Below are 17,702 nucleotides of genomic sequence, written 5' to 3' on the forward strand. Positions count from 1 at the left end.
TTATGAGAAACCTGTGTCTTTTGGTATTGCTGGGGCTGCTGTCTGGCTGTGAGCCGGTGCAATTGCCGGCGGATGTGCGCATGCCCGATGGTGCTGTGTATGACGGCGACACAGAAGATAACCTGTTTCATGGTCAGGGTAGCCTGACATGGCCGGACGGTCGGTATTACGAGGGAGAATTCCAGCAAGGCTTGATGACCGGTGAGGGGCGCCTGGAAGGTCGGGACGGTTGTGTGCAGGAAGGCCACTTTGTGAATGGCGTCCTCAATGGTGAAGGGAGTTACACCTGCCCGGATGCGTCCTATCAAGGGCAGTTCACCAATGGGGAGCTGACCAAAGGCTCGGTGGCGTATCTGGACGATAATTCCTATCAGGGGGAGTTCCGTGATTTTCAACCGCACGGGCAAGGGCTCTGGGTCACCGCATCAGCAGAACAGTTTGAAGGCACCTTTGCCGAGGGTTATATGGTGAAGGGGACTTACCGCAACGAGGAAGGTTACCACTATCAGGGCGAGTTCGATTTCTTCACCTTTGAAGGCAAGGGGGAGCTGACCCGTCCGGACGGCGTGGTGATCCGCGCCACGTTTGAAAACGGCCACGCGGAAGGCCCGGGGACGCGCACGCGGCCCCGTGATGAGGGCGAGCCGGTGGTGGAAAAGGGCTTTTTTGTACGCGGCGATTACTACCCCAGTGAAAAAGCCTGGCGACAGCGCAAGCAGCAGCAGGCGGCGGCCATGGAAGCGCGGCTGTATACCGAATCCAGCCGGTTGCAGTCGGTATTGTCCTCGTTGGCGCCCCAGCGACCTGGTGTGCGCGATGTCTATTTACTGGTGGTGGGCGGCGATGGCACCGAGGCGGTGTTTGCCCGTGAGGTGGACTGGGTGGCTGAACGGTTGGGCTCGGTGTTTGATTTGAAGCGCCGCCATGTACGTCTGATTAATGGCGGCAGCGATGAGTTGCCGCTGGCCACCCGTACCAGTGTGCAGGAAAGTCTCAAGGCACTGGATGCCTTGCTGGACCCTGACGAAGATTTATTGCTGGTGCATTTTGTCAGCCACGGTTCTCCCGACGGTGATCTGCTGCTGGATGACAAAAGCCTGAAACTCAACAACCTCACCGTGGCTGATGGCAAGCAATGGTTGAATGGATTGTCTGCCCGGCATCAGTGGGTGATCGTGTCGGCCTGTTATTCGGGCAAGTGGGTGGAAGGCCTGGCGACGCCGGAGCGAGTGGTGTTTTCCTCTGCGGCAGCCGATCGCACTTCGTTCGGTTGTGGTGATGATTCCGAGCGGACCTGGTTCAGCAAGGCGCTGTACGGCGAAGCGATGGCTGCCGGGGTCAATGATCCGCAGGCCTGGTTCGACGCGGCGAACGAAAAAGTGGCGCTGATGGAAAAGGAACAGGGCATCGAGGGTGAGGCCCATTCGCAACCGCAGAAATCTGTGGGCGGGCGTTTTTTAAGCTGGTGGCAGGCGGATAAAGCCGCCCTGGTGGTTCCGGGACGGCCTTGATATGGCTTGGGCAACGCGCCGATGTCAGTACAGCGGCGCCGTCTTGTCCAGCTGGTTCAGGTAATTGATTAGCTTGCGGCGCTCGCGTTTGAATTTTTCCTTTTCCGCGGGGGGCGCGTCGGCGGGATCTTTCACCCGGGCCTTCAGTGCATTGCGCGTCAGGTTGCGCAGTTGCTGGCGGTCACCGTGGGGAAAGAATTCCAGAATTTGTTGCACGGTGCTTTCCGCATCTTTGGGTTGCTCGCAGACCACAATCTGCTCCACCCAGTTGCTGAGGCGCTGCTGGCGAAACGGATCATTGAGCCGCTCCAGCGCCTGAATGATCTGTTCGCTGTTGGTTTCGCGAATGAGCCGGCCGATGTATTGGGCATGGCGGCGGCGTGCCTCGTGGCTGGTGATGCGTGTGGCTTCAACCAGCGCGTATTGCAGATCGTCACGCAGGGGCAGGCGCTCGCGCTCCACCTGTTTCATGTCCATCAGTAACAGACCCAGCTCTTGCAAGGCATTGTCTTCGCGCTTTTGCTGGCCCTTGCTGGTGATCTGGTCGTCGCTATACTCGGTCATAACTGTTTAATACCCATCAATGGAACCGCTATTTTATGTCTGATTCCTCCCCAACGACAGCCGAACTCGACAATACGCAGTTACAACAGGCCAAAGATACGGCTGCCTGGCTGATAGAAGAGGCCAAGCGGCAGGGCGCTGATGCGGCGGAAGTGGGAGTAAGCCTGTCTCAGGGCTATTCGGTCAATGTGCGGCAGGGCGAAGTGGAAACAGTGGAATTCCACCGCGACCGGGGTATGTCGGTGACCGTGTACAAGGGGCAGCGCAAAGGTCACGCCAGTAGTTCCGATGATAACCGTGATAGTTTGCGCGCCACCCTGGCCGCTGCCACGGCTATTGCCGGTTACACCGAGGAAGACCGTTATGCGGGGTTGGCGCCAGCGGCCGACTTGGCCAGGGAGGTGACAGACCTGGATCTGTATCACCCCTGGGCCATGGATACCCAATCTGCCATTGAGCAGGCGCTGCGTTGTGAAACCGTGGCCCGTGACGATGCGCGCATCGTTAATTCCGAGGGTGCCTCCGTCAACAGTGGGGCCAGCCTGCGGGTGTATGCCACCTCGGAAGGTTTTTTGCACGGCTACCGTGGTACCCACCACAGCCGTGTGTGCAGTGTGGTGGCGGAAGATGAGGCCGGCATGCAGCGCGATTACTGGTATGACGGTGGGCGTGTGGGGGATCGCCTGGCGTCTGCCGAAGCGGTGGGTGAGCAGGCCCGTGAGCGTGCCCTGGCCCGGTTGGGTGCCGAGGTGCCGGAAACCGGTGAACTGCCGGTGATCTTCGCCCCGGAAGTGGCGTCGGGTCTGTTGGGACATCTGGTTTCTGCGATCAGCGGCGGAGCACTGTATCGCCGTAGCTCTTTTCTGCAGGACTGCCTGGGCAAGGCGGTGTTACCGGCCGGGTTTCAGCTCACGGAAAATCCGCACCTGGCGGCGGGCAACGCGTCGGCGCCTTTCGATGGTGACGGCTTGCCCACCCGGGCGCAGGCGTTTGTGGAAGACGGTGTGCTCAAACAGTATGCGTTGGGTCTGTATGCCAGCCGGCGTTTGGACATGGCGCCCACCGGCAATGGTGGCGGCGTGCGCAATGTGCGCATTACCGATACCGGTGATTCGCTGGCGGAGCTGATGGCCAAGGTGCCTAAGGGGATTCTGATCACTGAGGTCATGGGGCAGGGCATCAATTTGGTCACCGGAGATTACTCCCGGGGAGCAAGCGGTTTCTGGTTTGAGAACGGTGTCATACAAGGTGCCTTGCAAGAGTTTACTATTGCCGGCCACCTGGGGGAGATGCTGCTGGGGATTCAAGGTAGTGGCACGGATGTGGATTACCGCGGGAATATTGCCTGTGGATCCTTGCTGTTGTCGCCCATCAAGATTGCCGGCCGGTAATGGCCTCCGGTGTAATTCGATTTTTTTGACTTGGGAAAGGGAAGGAACCAACGAATGAGTGATATGAATCCGTATCAACAGCCGCAATCGGATGTGGCCAATGCGGCGCCGGCCAGCGCCAATGAGTTCACCATCATTGCGCCACGCAAAATTAGCGTGGGTGATGCCATGGGCTGGATTGGCAAAGGCCATGGCATGCTCAGCGGGCATTGGGGTGTGGTACTGGGCGCGCTGGTAGTGACTGTGTTGATCACTTCTGCCTTGCAGATCATTCCGCTTCTGGGTGCGATTGCCCAGATACTGCTGACTCCGCTGCTGTACGCGGGCATTGTGAAAATCTTTCATCGTATCGATACGGAAAACCGTTCTGATTTCTCGGATCTGTTCGCCGGGTTTTCTGACCGTACCAGTCCACTGATCATGACCGCGGTGGCGCAGTTGGTGGTGCTGCTGGTGGCGGGCGTCGTATTGGGTGGCCTGTTTTTCCTGCTCGGCCGTGACGGCGGTACTGCGGCCATTGTGGTGCTTGGCCTGTTGGCCACGGTAGCCATGTTTGTCTTCATGTTCTTGTTTTACTTCGCCGTGCCGCTGATCTTTTTGGGGCAAAAAGGGGTGGTCGACGCCATGAAGCTGAGCCTGGATGCCTGCCTGAAAAACATCATCCCTTTCATCGTTTATACCCTGGTGATCTCCCTGATCCTGGTGGTGGCGGCGATTCCGCTCCTGTTGGGGTGGTTGTTCGTGATGCCGATTCTGGCCGGTGCGTACTACGTATCGTTCAAGCAGCTGTTTGTGGAATAAGTTCTGCGACAGAGCGTGATGCACAAAAAAGGCGCCGCGTTCGGCGCCTTTTTTGTTGTTGTGGGGCCAATGAAGGCCGGTGTCTTGTTACGTTAGCAGGTGAGCATAGAGCACCGTGGCCAGGCCGAGGAAGGCAAAGAAGCCGACAATATCGGTAATGGTGGTCAACACCACGGACCCGGCCAGGGCTGGATCAATGCCGAGGCGCTTCATGGTGATGGGTAGCAGGGCGCCGGCGCTGGCGGCCATCACCAGATTGATCACCATGGCGGCGGCTATCACCATGCCCAGATTCGGGTCGTTGAACCACAGCCCGGCGGTAATGCCGATCACGGTTGCCCAGAGCAGGCCATTGATGGCGCCCACGGATAGTTCCTTGAACAGCAGGTAGCGGGTGTTGTTGGACTGGATCTGGCCCAGTGCCATGGCGCGGATTACCAGGGTCAGTGTCTGGCTGCCGGCGATGCCGCCCATGCTGGCCACGATGGGCATCAGGATGGCCAGCGCCACGACTTTCTCCAGGGTGGCTTCAAACAGGCCGATGACGGCTGAGGCGGCGAGCGCGGTCAACAGGTTGATGCCCAGCCACAGGGCCCGGCGGCGGGCGGTTTGCCACACGGAGCCGAAGGTGTCTTCGTCTTCATCCAGACCGGCCATGCTCATCAGTGAGTGATCCGCTTCTTCGCGGATTACGTCAACCACGTCGTCAATGGTGATCCGGCCCACCAGCATGCCGTCTTCATCCACCACTGGGGCGGTTACCAAGTCGTGGCGTTCGAAGATCTTTGCCACTTCATGGGCGGGCAGGGTGGCGGTAATGGATTCCGTGTCGGTGATCATGGCTTCGCGCACGGTGGTGCCCGGGTCGCTGATCAGTACCTTGGTCAGCGGCAGCAGGCCGATGAACTGGTTTTTCCGGTTCACTACGGCCAGGTTATCCGTGGTGCGAGGAATCTCGCCGCGGCGACGCAGGTAGCGCTGGACAACCTCGAAGGTGATCTCGGGACGCACGGTGATCACGTCCGTGTTCATCAGGCCACCGGCGGTATCTTCCGGGTAGCTGAGTACATGCTCCAGTCGTTCGCGGTTCTGTTCGTCCAGGCTGGCCATCACCTGGGAGGTGACATGGTCCGGCAGCTCTTGCAGCAAATCCGCCAGGTCATCCGTGTCCAGTTCTTCAACCAGCGATACCAGCTCGTCGGTGGACAGGTTTCGCAGTAGTTCGACCCGGACCTCTTCGCCCAGGTATTGCAGGACTTCGGATTCCTGATCTTTATGCAGCAGCTGCCAGAGAATTTCCCGTTCCCGTGGCGGGGAGGATTCCAGTAAATGCGCCGCTTCCGCGCCGGGCAAATTGTTGATCAGCTGACGTACCTGGGTATAGGTACCGCTGGCCAGGGCGCGGTTAATGGCTTTTAAATGCTGTTGGCTACGGCTGCTATCGGCGGGCATGGCTCCTCCTTGCTGGAAGAGAGTTTACACGAGGCGGTGTGAAGGCCGAAGCGTCGCCGGTGAGATGGCGGTAAAGAGTGGTAAATTTCCCGGTGATTCCAGGGTTATTCGCCTTCGTCGAAACAGCGGGCGAACAGGTCTTCCAGTTCGTCCATGGCGTGTTGTTCGTCTTCCCCTTCCACCTGAAAAGTGACGCTGCTGCCTTTCGCTGCGCCAAGCATGAGCAGCCCCATGATGCTTTTTGCGTCGATGGTCTGGCTCTTGTGCAGTACCAGAATGCGGCTGTCGTAGCGGGAGGCCACGCTGACCACTTTGGCGGCAGCGCGGGCATGCAGGCCGAGTTTGTTGATTACGTCGAGTTTTTTTTCAATCATCGGGCGTCTTGTGGTCAGAAGTCATCTGAAAGGGTAAAGGCCGGGTGTCAGGTCATGGCCGGGCTACGGCTCTCTGGGCAGTTCCCGGTGACGAACCTGAAGGGCAATGCCTTTGGCGCGCAGATTCCATGCCAGCTGTTCGGTGATAAAGACTGAGCGATGGCGCCCGCCGGTACAGCCGATGGCGACGGTCACGTAGCTACGATCGCTATGGGCAAACGCCGGTAACCAGCGCGCCACGAAATCGCCGATGTCCTTGAGCATATCGTGACTGGCTTGATGCTGGCTGAGGAAATCGATGATGCAGTCATCCTTGCCGGTAAAGGGGCGCAGGTCTGCATGCCAGTGCGGGTTGGGCAATACCCGTACATCGAACACCAGGTCCGCGTCGGTGGGCAGGCCATTCTTGAAGCCGAAGGATTCCAGCTGTAGCGACAGGGCGGCTTCACGGCGGGCCACCCGCTCGCGCATCAGGTTGCGCAGGGTGTGAACGTCGTGGTTGCTACTGTCGATGACCAGGTCGGCGCGCTGGCGGATGTTGGCCAGCAGTTCCCGTTCATGGCCGATGGCATCGGCCAGTGAGCGCTCGCCGGTGCCCAGCGGGTGGCGGCGACGGGTGGCGCTGAAGCGGGTCTGCAGGGTGTGGTCATCTGCGTCCAGGTAGATGATTTCACTGCCCACCTGCTGTTCGTTCAAGGCTTCAAGGATGTTGTCGAAAGCCAGTAGCTGGGCGGGGAGGTTGCGGGCATCAATGCCCACAGCGACCCGCTCAATCGGCGGTTCGCCCTCGCTGAGCTGTTTCGCCAGTGTCGGCAGCATGCCGGCGGGCAGGTTGTCGACACAATAAAAACCCTGGTCCTCCAGCGCTTGCAGCGCGGTGGTTTTCCCGGACCCGGAGCGGCCACTGATAATGGTGAGTTTCATGGTTTCACCGCTGGCACGCCACACGCAGCACGCTGGCACGCAAAATCGATAGACAAGGGGGCGTTTAGGGCGTGTTGCATGATGCGTGAAAGCTTGTTGCGTTCCTTCATGATGCCAGTCGCAACTCCGCTTCGGACTCTACGGCTGTTTGATAGAGGTGTTGGTTATCTGTGCTGTGGCGCAGTTCCGCACGGTAGCTGTCGTCGTTGAACAGGGATGCCAGGTGGCTGAGTGTCTTGAGATGCTGTTCCGGGTTGTCCTGGGGGACCAGCAACACAAACACCAGGTCCACGGGGTGTCCGTCAACGGCGTCGAAATCGATGGGGTTTTCCAGTTTCAATAACAGGCCGACCGCTTGCTGGCAGTGTCCGAGCCGGCAGTGGGGAATGGCAATGCCTTCGCCAATGCCGGTGGAACCGAGTTTTTCCCGGGCCACCAGCGCATCGAAGACCTCCTGTTCATTGAGGCTGTCACAGCTGGCCGCGGCCAGCTGTGCAACCTGATCCAGCAGTTGTTTCTTGCTGCTGGCCTGCACGCCATGATGGGTGCGGGCCAGAGTCAGTAGTTCGCGAACTCGCATAATTGTCGCTTTGGGTTAGTGACCGTGCTTGTGGCTGACGGCCTTTTCCTTGTGTTTGAGAATCTGGCGGTCCAGCTTGTCCGTCAGCTTGTCGATCGCTGCATACATGTCTCCGGCCTCAGCGGTGGCGAAGACATCGGCTCCGGAAATATGAATCGTGGATTCGGCTTTATGGGTTTTCGGTTCCGGAGAGAGAATCACCTGGACGCTGGTGATTTGATCGAAATGGCGCTCCAGGCGGGAAAATTTGTCACCCACATAGGCACGCAAGGCATCGGTAATATCCAGGTGATGACCGCTGATATTAATTTGCATGGCTGGCTCCTTTACCTGTTTGGGATCCGTCCTGGCGCCCTACACCAAACGCTTGCGGGCGCTGGAAGACGGTATTCGCATCGCCTCTCTGTATTTGGCGACGGTCCGGCGCGCTACATTGATTCCCTGCTCATTCAGCAAGCTGGCCAGCTTGTTATCGCTGAGCGGCTTGCGGGGATTCTCGGCAGCGACCAGCTTCTTAATAATGGCACGAATAGCGGTGGAGGAACACTCACCGCCGCCGTCGGTTCCCACGTGACTGGAAAAGAAATATTTCAGCTCAAAGACACCGCGGGGTGTCATCATGTATTTCTGGTTGGTGACCCGACTGATGGTCGATTCATGCATCTCAACGGCGTCGGCGATATCCGCCAGAACCAGGGGTTTCATGGCTTCATCGCCATAATCGAAGAACCCTTGTTGCACATCGACGATGCGGGTGGCCACCTTGAGCAGGGTGTCATGGCGGCTCTGCAGGCTCTTGATGAACCATTTGGCTTCCTGAACACAATTGCGCAGATATTGCCCGTCTTCACCGCTGGTGGTGCGGGCGATGTTGGCGTATTGCTGTTGCAGATTGACCCGGGGAAGGACGTCGTCGTTGAGGCTGACCTGCCAGCGGCCTTGATGCTGACGCACGATCACGTCGGGAACCGCGTAGTCCACCTGGGGCTCGCCGATCTGCTCGCCGGGGGCCGGGTCCAGGGTGCGTAGCAGGGACAGGGCCTCCAGCAGGACGTCTTCGCTGGTCTGCAGGGTGCGACGCAGGGCGGCGTAGTCGTGTTTTTCCAGCAGGTCCAGGTGAGCCAGCAGGGCACAGGCTTCGTCGCGCAGGGCGGTATCGGCGGGCAATTGGCGTAGTTGCACGCCCAGGCAGTCCGCCAGATCGATGCTGGCGACGCCGACGGGGTCGAACTGTTGCAGACGGTGCTGCACGGCAAGCACTTCGTCGCGCTCCAGTTCATCGCCTTCGGTGAGCAGCTCCGGCTGGGCGTTCACCATGTCGACGATGTCGTCCAGGGGCACGGTGATATAACCGCGGTCGTCCAGGGATTCAATGATTGTCATGGCGATAATGCGGTCCACATCGCTCATGGGGGTCAAGTTCAGTTGCCAGAGCAGGTGGTCCTGAAGATTGCCGGAGACCGCGTGGCGTTGCTGCCATTCGTCTGCATCGTCGGGGAGGGAGGCGGTGGCGCTGCTGGTCTGGCCGGAATAGACATCGTCCCACTCGGTTTCTGCGCCGGGTTCGTCCTGCACCAGCTCTTCCAGGGCGTCGTCACGCTCGGTGTCCAGCTCCTCGTCCTGACGTTCTTCGTCATGTTCGGGCAGGCTGTCGTCACCGAAATCGTCGGCCAGCTCCAGTAGGGGGTTGCTCTCCACGGCCTGCTGGATTTCCTGGCGCAGATCCAGCGTGGACAGTTGCAAGAGGCGGATGGCCTGCTGCAGCTGCGGCGTCATGGTGAGCTGCTGGCCAATTTGTAGTTGTAGTGTGGGTTTCATACTGCTCGGTATTCTGCGGATCCCCAAAACACGAGAATACCAAGCTAATCATGCAACTAGCAAGAATTGTGCCATTGGCCTTTGTGTGCTAGGTGAATGGCGTTGGCAGGTGGTGGTGGGCCGTTGGTGGCGAGGCGAGCAGCAATGTGGGTTGTGGGTGTGCCAGCAAGCAGCCGCGTCCAGGCATTGGGCACGGCTGCTTTGCTTTCAGGCTGGTTCGTGCTTTCACTGCGTCGCTGGCAATCTGTTTAGAGCCTGAAATCGGCGCCCAGGTACACATCCCGCACCTGCTGGTTGGCGAGGATGATGTCCGCATCGCCGGAGGCAATAATGTGGCCGGCGCTGACGATATAGGCGGTGTCGCAGATATCCAGCGTTTCACGCACATTGTGGTCAGTGATCAGGACGCCAATACCACGGTCTTTCAGGTGGCGAATGATGCCCTTGATGTCGTTGACCGAGATCGGATCCACCCCGGCAAAAGGTTCGTCCAGCAGGATAAAGTCCGGGTCAGTGGCCAGGCCGCGGGCAATCTCCGCCCGGCGACGCTCGCCGCCGGACAGGCTCATCCCCAGCGAATCGCGAATGTGGCCGATGTGGAATTCCTTGAGCAGGCTCTCCATGCGCTCGTGGCGCTCTGCCTTGCTCAGCTCCTTGCGGGTTTCCAGAATCGCCATGATGTTTTCTTCCACCGTCAGGCGACGGAAGATGCTGGCCTCCTGGGGCAGGTAGCCGATCCCGCGCTGGGCGCGACCGTGCATGGGCAGGTGGGTGATGTCGCTGTCATTGATCTCAATGCGGCCGGCATCGGCTTCCACCAGCCCGACAATCATGTAGAAGCAGGTGGTTTTGCCGGCGCCGTTGGGGCCCAGCAGCCCGACAATCTGGCCGGCTTCCACGTCCAGGGAGACATCCTCGATGACCCGGCGGCCCTTGTAGCTTTTTGCCAGGTGGTGGGCGCGTAAGTGGCTCATGGTGTGCTGGGCTCCGCGTCGGGTGAGTCGGTGTCGTTGCCGTCACCGGGGGTGTCGTTTGAACTGCTGGTGTCTTCGTCACCGGCTGCATCGTCGTCGTTGCGGGTGGCGTTGGTCTGATTCTCGGCCGGGATCACCAGTCGAACACGTTGGTCACCTTCACTGCTGGCGTCCACGCGTTTGGAGTCCAGGCTGTATTCCACCTTGGCGCCTTCAAACGTATTGCCCTGATGCTCGATGTAAGCGTCGCCGGTGAGGACCAGGGTGCGCGCGTTAATGTCGTATACCAGGTTTTCGGCGTGGGCATTCAGCCCCTCGCCTTCTTCCATGCGCACGGGGGAGCCGGTGGCTTCCACCCGGACCAGGTCGCCATTTCTGGTGAATAGGCGCATTTCGTCAGCAAACAGTTTGCGCTTGCCCTGAATCAGTTCCACGTTGCCTCGGTACAGGCCGCTGCCAGCGTCCTGTTCGAAGCGGCCACTGTCTGCCGTGACTTGGATGGGGCCGTCCATGGGGGCGGCCTGAACGCCCAGGGGCAATGTCGCCAGCAAGGCCAGTGCGGCGAGGCGGCGGGTGCTATGAAGCCGGTGCTTCAAACTCACTCTTTACTCCTTGTTTCAGGTTCAGAATGCCCTTGTCGAGATCGGCTTCCAGGGCGCCGGCACGAGTCTGGCCGGAGTCGAATGTCATTTCCACATCGCCTGGGGTGGTGGCAATGTTGGTTTCGCTATCGAAGCGCAATTCGTCGGTATCCAGGTTCACTTTCTGGGTGGGGTTGTCCACATTGACCTTGCCGAAAAAAGTAATCAGGTTGCCGTCGCCTTCCACGGTGCCTTGCTCGCTGGTGATGGTCCAGCTGCCCTTGTCGTTGGCCATGACCAGCACCGGCGCTTCCATTTCGGTAAGCGGGTTGTGATCAAACTGCACCAGGTTGTTGGCGGTCAGGTGGTATTGCAGGGTGCCGTCCTTTTCACTGAAAGCCCGGGCGGTCACGTCGTCGGCAATGATCGCCGGCGCCTGCATTACAGCGTTATCCTGACCGGGCAGGGTACTGTCCCACTCGTGGAGCGTCATCAGCATGACCAGCCCCAGCAGCAAGATGCCGGTTGCGCTTAATAGTCCCTGACGTTTCATGCCTGGCTCCGCAGGGCGAGAATGGCGTCGCAGATTTCCCGGACGGCGCCTTCACCACCACGTCGTTCGGTAACGTGATCGGCGGCGGTTTTGGCGCAGTCGTGGGCATTGGCCGGGGCAAAGCTCAGGCGGGCCCAGAGCAGGGCGCTCACATCGGGTTCGTCGTCGCCGGCATAGCCGGTTTCGTGGGCTGCGATGCTCAGTGATTCAGCCAGCGCTTCCAGTGCCGCTCCTTTGTCTTCGCGACCCTGAATCACGTGTTCAATACCCAGATCTGCCGCGCGTTTGGCCACCATGGGGGAGTTGCGCCCGGTGATGATGGCCAGGGCCACGCCGCTGGCGGCCAGCTTTTTCAGGCCGTGGCCGTCCAGGGTGTTGAAGACTTTCAGTTCTTCGCCTTGGGGGCCGAACAGTAGGCGGCCGTCGGTCATTACGCCGTCCACGTCGAACGCCATCAGGCGCAGGTTCTGGGCATCAACGGAGGAAAATTGCATGGGCATTTATACCACCCCCGCGCGTAGCAGGTCCTGCATGTTGAAGGCGCCAAGGGGTCTGCCTGCATTATCGCAAACCATCAGGCCGTTGATTTTGCGGCTTTCCATGATTTGCAGCGCTTCTGCCGCCAGATGGCCCTGGGCGATGGTGATCGGGTCGGTGACCATGACCTCGGCAATGGTGGCTTTGCGAATATCAATGTCCCGGTCGAATATGCGGCGCAGATCCCCATCCGTAAAGATGCCCGCCAGGGTGCCGTCGTCCTGAGTGACGGCGGTCATGCCCAAGCCCTTATGGGTCATTTCCAGCAGGGCTTCGCTGAGCGACGTGTCTGCGCTGACCACGGGAAGCTGTTCGCCGGCATGCATGATGTCATCCACTTTCAGCAGCAGGCGCCGGCCCAGGCTGCCACCGGGGTGGCTGAGGGCGAAGTCTTCCGGGGTGAAGCCGCGGGCTTCCAGCAGGGCGATGGCCAGAGCGTCGCCCATGGCCAGAGCGGCCGTGGTGGAGGAGGTCGGCGCCAGGTTATGGGGACAGGCCTCTTCTGCGACCGCGACGGTCAGGTGTACATCGGAAAGTTGTGCCAGCGCAGATTGTGGGCGGCCGGTCATCCCGACCAGGCCGGTGCCCTTGCGTTTGATTACCGGCAGAATGGCCAGCACTTCGGCGGTTTCGCCGGAATTGGAGAGCGCCAGTACCACGTCATCCGGAGTGATCATGCCCAGATCCCCGTGGGACGCTTCGCCGGGATGGACAAAGAAAGAGGGGGTGCCGGTGCTGGCCAGGGTCGCGGCCAGTTTGCTGCCCACATGACCGCTCTTGCCCATGCCGGTGACGATCACGCGGCCTTTGGCATTCAGCATCAGATCGCAGGCAGCAGAAAAGCTGGTGTCCAGGCTGTCTTTCAGGGCATCCACGGCCCGGGCTTCGATATCCAGCACCCGTTGACCGACGCTGATATGGTCGTGACTCATGCGTTCTCCTTGGCGTTGGCGGCGATTATACACCGGTTGCCCCCTTCACGTTGACCCGTAATCGGTACCCTGGCCTTCTGCGCGGGAACCGTATCGAACTCTGTGACTCCAATAAAACAATCAAGGTTCACGATGTTGCCGCTGTTGATGACTGGACAGGGGGTAAAGAACACCGTAAAACCGCCGGAGACTAACAGGGAGTAATCTATGCATTTGCAACGGTATATTCGAACGTGGCTGCACGCCGGTCTGGTGGTTCTGCTGGCAGGCATGGCTACATTGGCTCATGCCGAGAGCGACCCGCGCCAAGTGGTGTCGGACGCCGTGGAACGCATGACATCCCGCATCGAGGCGGAGCGCGAGGCGCTCAAGGCGGATCCGGACAAAGCCAAGGCGCTGGTCCGTGAAGAGCTGGCTGACCTGGTGGATTTCAAGCGCATCACCCGCATGGTTATGGGGGACTACTTTGGTCCGTCCAGCAAGGAGCAGAAATACCGTTTTCTGGATGTGTTCAAAAACAGCCTGATTAACACCTATGCATCCGGCATTACCCTGTATGACGGCCAGAAAATCGAAACTCTGCCCATGCAGGACGGTGATCGTAAAGGCGACTATGCACGGGTGCGCATGGAGGTGAAAACCAACTCCGGACAGGTGGTGCCGATCTACTACACCCTGTTCCTGCGTGATGATCAGTGGAAAGTGATCAACGTGTATGTGAATGGCCTGGATTTGCGCGATACCTTCAAGAGCCAGTTCGCCCAAGGCATGCAGCAGTACAACGATATCGACAAGGTGATCGATAACTGGTCTGCGGATGCCAAGATTGATGCCGGGATCGACGAGGCCAAACAGGGCGAGTGAACCCGCCTGCCGTGGTAAGGGGCAGCGTGCTCGCGTATTATTACGCCCTTGATGACGATTTGATGGAGCGGCTGCAGGCCGCTCCAGTGCTGTTTGGGCCTGACCAAGGCCCTGATGAGGAGCAAAGATGAATCCGGAAGAAGTTCAGGCATTGGTTGATGCCGGTTTTAACAATGCCGATGTGGCAGTGGAAGGCGGTGGTGACCGGTTCCAGATTCGTGTGGTGTCAGAGGCCTTTGCCGGCCTGATGCCGGTGAAACGCCAGCAGCTGGTATACGCCACCATCGACGAGCAGATCAAAAGTAACACCATCCATGCCGTGCAGATTATTGCCTTTACTCCGGCGGAGTGGGAAAAAGCCCAGAATCAGGGCCTGTCCTGACCCCGGCCCCAGGCCGAAAACGGGTTGGAAGAACGCAACCATCTAGAGACAGTTCATGGATAAATTGATCATCACCGGCGGCCAGCGGCTGGACGGCGACATTCGTATTTCCGGGGCCAAGAATGCGGCGCTGCCGATTCTGGCCGCCACGTTGCTGGCCGATGAGCCAGTGACGGTGGGGAATTTGCCGCACCTGCAGGACGTGACCACCCTGATCGAATTGCTCGGCAGGATGGGAGTCCATGTGGTGATTGATGACCGCATGAATGTGGAGGTGAATGCCACCACCATCAAGGAGCTGACCGCTCCCTACGAGCTGGTGAAAACCATGCGTGCGTCGATCCTGGTGCTGGGCCCCATGGTCGCGCATTTCGGCAAGGCGTCGGTCTCCTTGCCTGGCGGTTGTGCCATTGGTTCGCGCCCGGTGGATATTCACCTGCGCGGCCTGGAGGCCATGGGTGCGGATATCGAAGTGGCCAATGGCTACGTGAATGCCAGTGTGGACGGCCGCTTGAAGGGGGCCCGCATCGTCATGGATGTGGTCACCGTGACCGGTACCGAAAACCTGATGATGGCGGCGGCGCTGGCGGAAGGCACCACCTACCTGGAAAACGCGGCCCGTGAACCGGAAGTGGTGGATCTGGCCAACTTCATCAACGCCATGGGTGGCAAGATCAGCGGGGCTGGCACCGACACCATTACCATTGAAGGGGTCGAGCGTCTTACCGGCTGTCACCATCAGGTGATTGCCGATCGCATCGAAACCGGTACCTATCTGATTGCCGCTGCCATCACCGGTGGCCGTATCAAGACCAAGGACACCGTGCCAGGCATTCTCGATGCGGTGCTACAAAAGCTGGAAGAAGCCGGCGCGAAAATCACCACCGGCGATGACTGGATTGAGCTGGACATGGAAGGGCGCCGTCCCAAAGCCGTGTCCCTGCGTACCGCGCCTTACCCGGCCATGCCCACCGATATGCAGGCCCAGTTCATGGCTCTGAATCTGGTGGCTGAAGGCACGGGCACCATCGTCGAAACCATTTTCGAAAACCGTTTCATGCACGTGCAGGAAATGAACCGCATGGGCGCGGACATTGAAGTGCAGGGAAACACCGCCATTTGCCGGGGAGTGGAACAGCTTACCGGTGCGCCGGTGATGGCCACGGACCTGCGCGCCTCGGCCTCACTGGTGATCGCGGCGCTGGCGGCATCCGGTGAAACCACGGTGGACCGCATCTACCATATTGATCGCGGCTACGAGTGCATCGAAGAGAAACTGCAATCGCTGGGCGCGGTTATCCGTCGCGTACCACGCTGATCGGATCGGGACCTGTGATGAGCAAGCCATTGACCATCGCCCTCTCCAAAGGGCGCATTCTCAAGGAAACCCTGCCTCTGCTGAAAGCGGCGGGTATTGAGCTGCTGGAAGACCCGGCGGCCTCACGCAAGCTGATTTTCGATACCACCCGTGAGGATGTGAAAATCATCATCATCCGCGCCACAGACGTGCCGCCCTATGTGCAGCATGGCGCGGCGGATATCGGTGTGGCCGGCAAAGACGTGCTCATGGAGCACGGCGGTGACGGGGTCTTTGAGCCAGTGGACCTGGATATCGCCCGCTGCAAATTGATGGTGGCGGCCATGAAGGACGCCCCGGAAACCGGAAGCCGCCTGCGCGTGGCCACCAAGTTTGTGAATGTGGCCAAAGCCTATTACGCCCAGCAGGGCAAACAGGCAGAAGTGATCAAGCTGTATGGCGCCATGGAATTGGCCCCGTTGGTGGGGCTGGCGGACCGCATCGTGGATATCGTCGATACCGGCAATACCCTGCGCGCCAATGGCTTGGAGCCCACGGAACTGATTGCGCATATTTCCACCCGTGTGATCGTCAACCGGGCCAGCATGAAGACCCGTCACAGTGATATCCAGACGATCCTGGACAAGTTGGCCGAGGCGGTGGATGCCCGCAAGGCCGGTTAGTGTTTTTTATCACCGAGGTCACGGCACTCCCAGGGTAAACCGCTAACACCGGTTGATGTGGTGTTGAGCGAGAGTCGCCGTTGATCTGTGTGATAGAAAAAAGCCTGGTCTTTTCCTCAGTGAATCCTGTGCCCTCTGTGGTAAAAATAGATTGTGACTTTTAAAACGGTGCCAACCATGGAAACCACCTGGCTTAATGCCCAAGACGCGGACTTCGATGCCAAGCTGGCTGCGCTCACCGCCTGGTCGGAAGAGCGCGACGAAGAAGTGGCCGATCGCGTGCGCGGCATTCTCAAGGATGTGGCCCGGCGCGGCGACGCGGCACTGGTGGAATACACCAATCGCTTTGATCGTCGTGACGTGGCCAGCATGGATGAACTGGTGGTGGATCACGCCCAGCTGCAAGCCGCGCTGTCGCGTATTCCTGCCGAGCAGCGTGAGGCTCTGGAAGCCGCCGCCGAGCGCGTACGTCGCTACCATGAAAAGCAGAAACAGGATTCCTGGCACTACCGCGAAGCCGATGGCACCTTGCTGGGCCAGCAGGTGACGCCACTGGATCGGGCCGGGATCTATGTGCCCGGTGGCAAGGCGGCGTATCCCAGTTCCGTGTTGATGAATGCGCTGCCGGCAAAGGTGGCCGGTGTGGGCGAAATCGTTATGGTTTCGCCCGCCCCGGACGGCATTATCAATGACATGGTGCTGGCGGCGGCGGCCATCGCCGGGGTCGACAAGCTCTTTACTCTGGGCGGCGGGCAAGCGGTGGCCGCGTTGGCCTACGGCACAGAAACGGTGCCTGCAGTGGACAAGATTGTCGGCCCCGGCAACATCTATGTGGCCGAAGCCAAGCGGCAGGTGTTTGGCAAAGTGGGCATCGACATGATTGCCGGTCCCTCGGAAATTCTGGTGGTTTGTGACGGCAAGACCGACCCGGACTGGATTGCCATGGACCTGTTTTCTCAGGCGGAGCACGATGAGGAAGCCCAGGCGATTCTGGTGTCCCCGGATGCGGCGTTCCTGAATCAGGTGGCCGAATCCATGGAAAGCCTGGCGACGACCCTGGAGCGCGAGACCATTATTCGTACCTCCATGAAGCATCGCGGTGCACTGATTCAGGTGAAAGACCTGGATCAGGCCATCGAGATCGCCAACCGCATTGCCTCGGAACACCTGGAATTATCCATTGATGACGCGGAGCAGTGGGCAAAAAAAATTCGCCATGCCGGTGCGATTTTTCTGGGCCGTCACACGCCGGAAGCGCTGGGTGATTACTGTGCCGGGCCAAATCACGTCCTGCCTACCAGCGCTACCGCGCGCTTTTCGTCGCCGCTGGGCGTGTACGATTTCCAGAAACGCAGCTCGTTGATTGGCTGCTCCCCGGAAGGGGCCAGCACCCTGGCAAAAATCGCCTCCCCGCTGGCGCGCGGCGAAAGCCTCACGGCCCACGCTCGCAGTGCGGAATATAGAATCAAGAAACGCTAACACGC

General features: G+C 59.5%; 20 protein-coding genes. 8 read left to right on the forward strand and 12 right to left on the reverse strand.

Annotation, left to right across the window (positions count from 1 at the left end):
• Positions 1–2 precede the first annotated feature (2 nt).
• On the forward strand, positions 3–1,511 hold the full coding sequence (locus CL546_RS14535) for a C13 family peptidase (protein WP_290496249.1): 1,509 nt from the start codon (positions 3–5) through the stop codon (positions 1,509–1,511).
• 24 nt (positions 1,512–1,535) lie between these two features.
• Here the strand turns inward: CL546_RS14535 and yjgA are convergent, their stop codons facing one another.
• Positions 1,536–2,075 (reverse strand): ribosome biogenesis factor YjgA, encoded by a 540-nt coding sequence (gene yjgA / locus CL546_RS14540; RefSeq protein ID WP_290496251.1) that lies wholly within the window; start codon positions 2,073–2,075, stop codon positions 1,536–1,538.
• Between the two features lie 35 nt (positions 2,076–2,110).
• Between yjgA and pmbA the strand changes: the two genes are divergently transcribed.
• Positions 2,111–3,466 carry a metalloprotease PmbA gene (gene pmbA / locus CL546_RS14545; RefSeq protein WP_290496253.1) on the forward strand — a complete coding sequence of 452 codons (1,356 nt, stop codon included), beginning with the start codon at positions 2,111–2,113 and terminating at the stop codon, positions 3,464–3,466.
• Positions 3,467–3,520: 54 nt separating this feature from the next.
• Positions 3,521–4,267 (forward strand): BPSS1780 family membrane protein, encoded by a 747-nt coding sequence (locus CL546_RS14550; protein WP_290496254.1) that lies wholly within the window; start codon positions 3,521–3,523, stop codon positions 4,265–4,267.
• An 87-nt stretch (positions 4,268–4,354) separates the two neighbouring features.
• Here CL546_RS14550 and mgtE read toward each other — a convergent pair whose 3' ends face one another.
• From mgtE to CL546_RS14605, 11 genes are all read right to left on the reverse strand, one after another.
• The gene (gene mgtE / locus CL546_RS14555) at positions 4,355–5,719 is read right to left on the reverse strand and encodes a magnesium transporter (RefSeq protein WP_290496256.1); all 1,365 of its coding nucleotides are present in this window, start codon (positions 5,717–5,719) and stop codon (positions 4,355–4,357) included.
• 104 nt (positions 5,720–5,823) lie between these two features.
• Positions 5,824–6,093: an HPr family phosphocarrier protein gene (locus CL546_RS14560; protein WP_007150503.1), complete on the reverse strand. Its 270-nt coding sequence runs from the start codon at positions 6,091–6,093 to the stop codon at positions 5,824–5,826.
• Between the two features lie 63 nt (positions 6,094–6,156).
• Positions 6,157–7,017: an RNase adapter RapZ gene (rapZ, locus tag CL546_RS14565; RefSeq protein WP_290496258.1), complete on the reverse strand. Its 861-nt coding sequence runs from the start codon at positions 7,015–7,017 to the stop codon at positions 6,157–6,159.
• Between the two features lie 106 nt (positions 7,018–7,123).
• Positions 7,124–7,597 carry a PTS IIA-like nitrogen regulatory protein PtsN gene (gene ptsN, locus CL546_RS14570; RefSeq protein ID WP_290496260.1) on the reverse strand — a complete coding sequence of 158 codons (474 nt, stop codon included), beginning with the start codon at positions 7,595–7,597 and terminating at the stop codon, positions 7,124–7,126.
• Positions 7,598–7,612: 15 nt separating this feature from the next.
• Entirely contained in the window at positions 7,613–7,912 is a 300-nt protein-coding gene (gene hpf, locus CL546_RS14575; protein ID WP_007151194.1) for a ribosome hibernation-promoting factor, HPF/YfiA family, read from the reverse strand.
• A 39-nt stretch (positions 7,913–7,951) separates the two neighbouring features.
• Complete coding sequence (locus CL546_RS14580) at positions 7,952–9,415, reverse strand: RNA polymerase factor sigma-54 (RefSeq protein ID WP_290496262.1); 1,464 nt, start codon at positions 9,413–9,415, stop codon at positions 7,952–7,954.
• A 248-nt stretch (positions 9,416–9,663) separates the two neighbouring features.
• On the reverse strand, positions 9,664–10,389 hold the full coding sequence (lptB, locus tag CL546_RS14585) for an LPS export ABC transporter ATP-binding protein (protein ID WP_007151483.1): 726 nt from the start codon (positions 10,387–10,389) through the stop codon (positions 9,664–9,666).
• Positions 10,386–10,991 (reverse strand): lipopolysaccharide transport periplasmic protein LptA, encoded by a 606-nt coding sequence (gene lptA, locus CL546_RS14590; RefSeq protein ID WP_290496265.1) that lies wholly within the window; start codon positions 10,989–10,991, stop codon positions 10,386–10,388. The genes lptB and lptA overlap by 4 nt, the downstream gene beginning before the upstream one ends.
• Positions 10,966–11,523, reverse strand: coding sequence for an LPS export ABC transporter periplasmic protein LptC (gene lptC / locus CL546_RS14595; RefSeq protein ID WP_290496267.1), 558 nt, complete (start codon positions 11,521–11,523; stop codon positions 10,966–10,968). The genes lptA and lptC overlap by 26 nt, the downstream gene beginning before the upstream one ends.
• The gene (locus tag CL546_RS14600) at positions 11,520–12,023 is read right to left on the reverse strand and encodes a KdsC family phosphatase (RefSeq protein WP_290496269.1); all 504 of its coding nucleotides are present in this window, start codon (positions 12,021–12,023) and stop codon (positions 11,520–11,522) included. The genes lptC and CL546_RS14600 overlap by 4 nt, the downstream gene beginning before the upstream one ends.
• On the reverse strand, positions 12,024–12,992 hold the full coding sequence (locus tag CL546_RS14605) for a KpsF/GutQ family sugar-phosphate isomerase (protein ID WP_290496271.1): 969 nt from the start codon (positions 12,990–12,992) through the stop codon (positions 12,024–12,026). It lies immediately after the preceding gene.
• A 207-nt stretch (positions 12,993–13,199) separates the two neighbouring features.
• On the opposite strand from CL546_RS14605, the gene CL546_RS14610 reads away from it, so the two are divergent.
• From CL546_RS14610 to hisD, 5 genes are all read left to right on the forward strand, one after another.
• Entirely contained in the window at positions 13,200–13,856 is a 657-nt protein-coding gene (locus CL546_RS14610; protein ID WP_290496273.1) for an MlaC/ttg2D family ABC transporter substrate-binding protein, read from the forward strand.
• A 127-nt stretch (positions 13,857–13,983) separates the two neighbouring features.
• Entirely contained in the window at positions 13,984–14,238 is a 255-nt protein-coding gene (locus CL546_RS14615) for a BolA family protein (RefSeq protein WP_290496275.1), read from the forward strand.
• 55 nt (positions 14,239–14,293) lie between these two features.
• Positions 14,294–15,556, forward strand: coding sequence for a UDP-N-acetylglucosamine 1-carboxyvinyltransferase (gene murA / locus CL546_RS14620; RefSeq protein ID WP_290496278.1), 1,263 nt, complete (start codon positions 14,294–14,296; stop codon positions 15,554–15,556).
• 17 nt (positions 15,557–15,573) lie between these two features.
• A complete protein-coding gene (gene hisG / locus CL546_RS14625) occupies positions 15,574–16,218 on the forward strand; it encodes an ATP phosphoribosyltransferase (RefSeq protein WP_290496280.1) in 645 nt (214 codons plus the stop codon).
• Between the two features lie 177 nt (positions 16,219–16,395).
• Complete coding sequence (hisD, locus tag CL546_RS14630; protein ID WP_290496282.1) at positions 16,396–17,697, forward strand: histidinol dehydrogenase; 1,302 nt, start codon at positions 16,396–16,398, stop codon at positions 17,695–17,697.
• Positions 17,698–17,702: the final 5 nt, after the last annotated feature.

Origin of the sequence: Alcanivorax sp., assembly GCF_002726155.1 — a bacterium.
Classification (GTDB): Bacteria; Pseudomonadota; Gammaproteobacteria; order Pseudomonadales; family Alcanivoracaceae; genus Alcanivorax.

Coding starts and splice junctions, on each gene's coding strand:
- hisD (WP_290496282.1), top strand. CDS start 16,396: ATGGAAACCACCTGGCTTAATGCCCAAGACGCGGACTTCGATGCCAAG.
- lptC (WP_290496267.1), bottom strand. CDS start 11,523: ATGAAACGTCAGGGACTATTAAGCGCAACCGGCATCTTGCTGCTGGGG.
- hpf (WP_007151194.1), bottom strand. CDS start 7,912: ATGCAAATTAATATCAGCGGTCATCACCTGGATATTACCGATGCCTTG.
- CL546_RS14550 (WP_290496254.1), top strand. CDS start 3,521: ATGAGTGATATGAATCCGTATCAACAGCCGCAATCGGATGTGGCCAAT.
- ptsN (WP_290496260.1), bottom strand. CDS start 7,597: ATGCGAGTTCGCGAACTACTGACTCTGGCCCGCACCCATCATGGCGTG.
- yjgA (WP_290496251.1), bottom strand. CDS start 2,075: ATGACCGAGTATAGCGACGACCAGATCACCAGCAAGGGCCAGCAAAAG.
- pmbA (WP_290496253.1), top strand. CDS start 2,111: ATGTCTGATTCCTCCCCAACGACAGCCGAACTCGACAATACGCAGTTA.
- CL546_RS14535 (WP_290496249.1), top strand. CDS start 3: ATGAGAAACCTGTGTCTTTTGGTATTGCTGGGGCTGCTGTCTGGCTGT.
- CL546_RS14560 (WP_007150503.1), bottom strand. CDS start 6,093: ATGATTGAAAAAAAACTCGACGTAATCAACAAACTCGGCCTGCATGCC.
- CL546_RS14605 (WP_290496271.1), bottom strand. CDS start 12,992: ATGAGTCACGACCATATCAGCGTCGGTCAACGGGTGCTGGATATCGAA.
- lptB (WP_007151483.1), bottom strand. CDS start 10,389: ATGAGCCACTTACGCGCCCACCACCTGGCAAAAAGCTACAAGGGCCGC.
- murA (WP_290496278.1), top strand. CDS start 14,294: ATGGATAAATTGATCATCACCGGCGGCCAGCGGCTGGACGGCGACATT.
- CL546_RS14580 (WP_290496262.1), bottom strand. CDS start 9,415: ATGAAACCCACACTACAACTACAAATTGGCCAGCAGCTCACCATGACG.
- rapZ (WP_290496258.1), bottom strand. CDS start 7,017: ATGAAACTCACCATTATCAGTGGCCGCTCCGGGTCCGGGAAAACCACC.
- hisG (WP_290496280.1), top strand. CDS start 15,574: ATGAGCAAGCCATTGACCATCGCCCTCTCCAAAGGGCGCATTCTCAAG.
- CL546_RS14615 (WP_290496275.1), top strand. CDS start 13,984: ATGAATCCGGAAGAAGTTCAGGCATTGGTTGATGCCGGTTTTAACAAT.
- CL546_RS14610 (WP_290496273.1), top strand. CDS start 13,200: ATGCATTTGCAACGGTATATTCGAACGTGGCTGCACGCCGGTCTGGTG.
- mgtE (WP_290496256.1), bottom strand. CDS start 5,719: ATGCCCGCCGATAGCAGCCGTAGCCAACAGCATTTAAAAGCCATTAAC.
- CL546_RS14600 (WP_290496269.1), bottom strand. CDS start 12,023: ATGCCCATGCAATTTTCCTCCGTTGATGCCCAGAACCTGCGCCTGATG.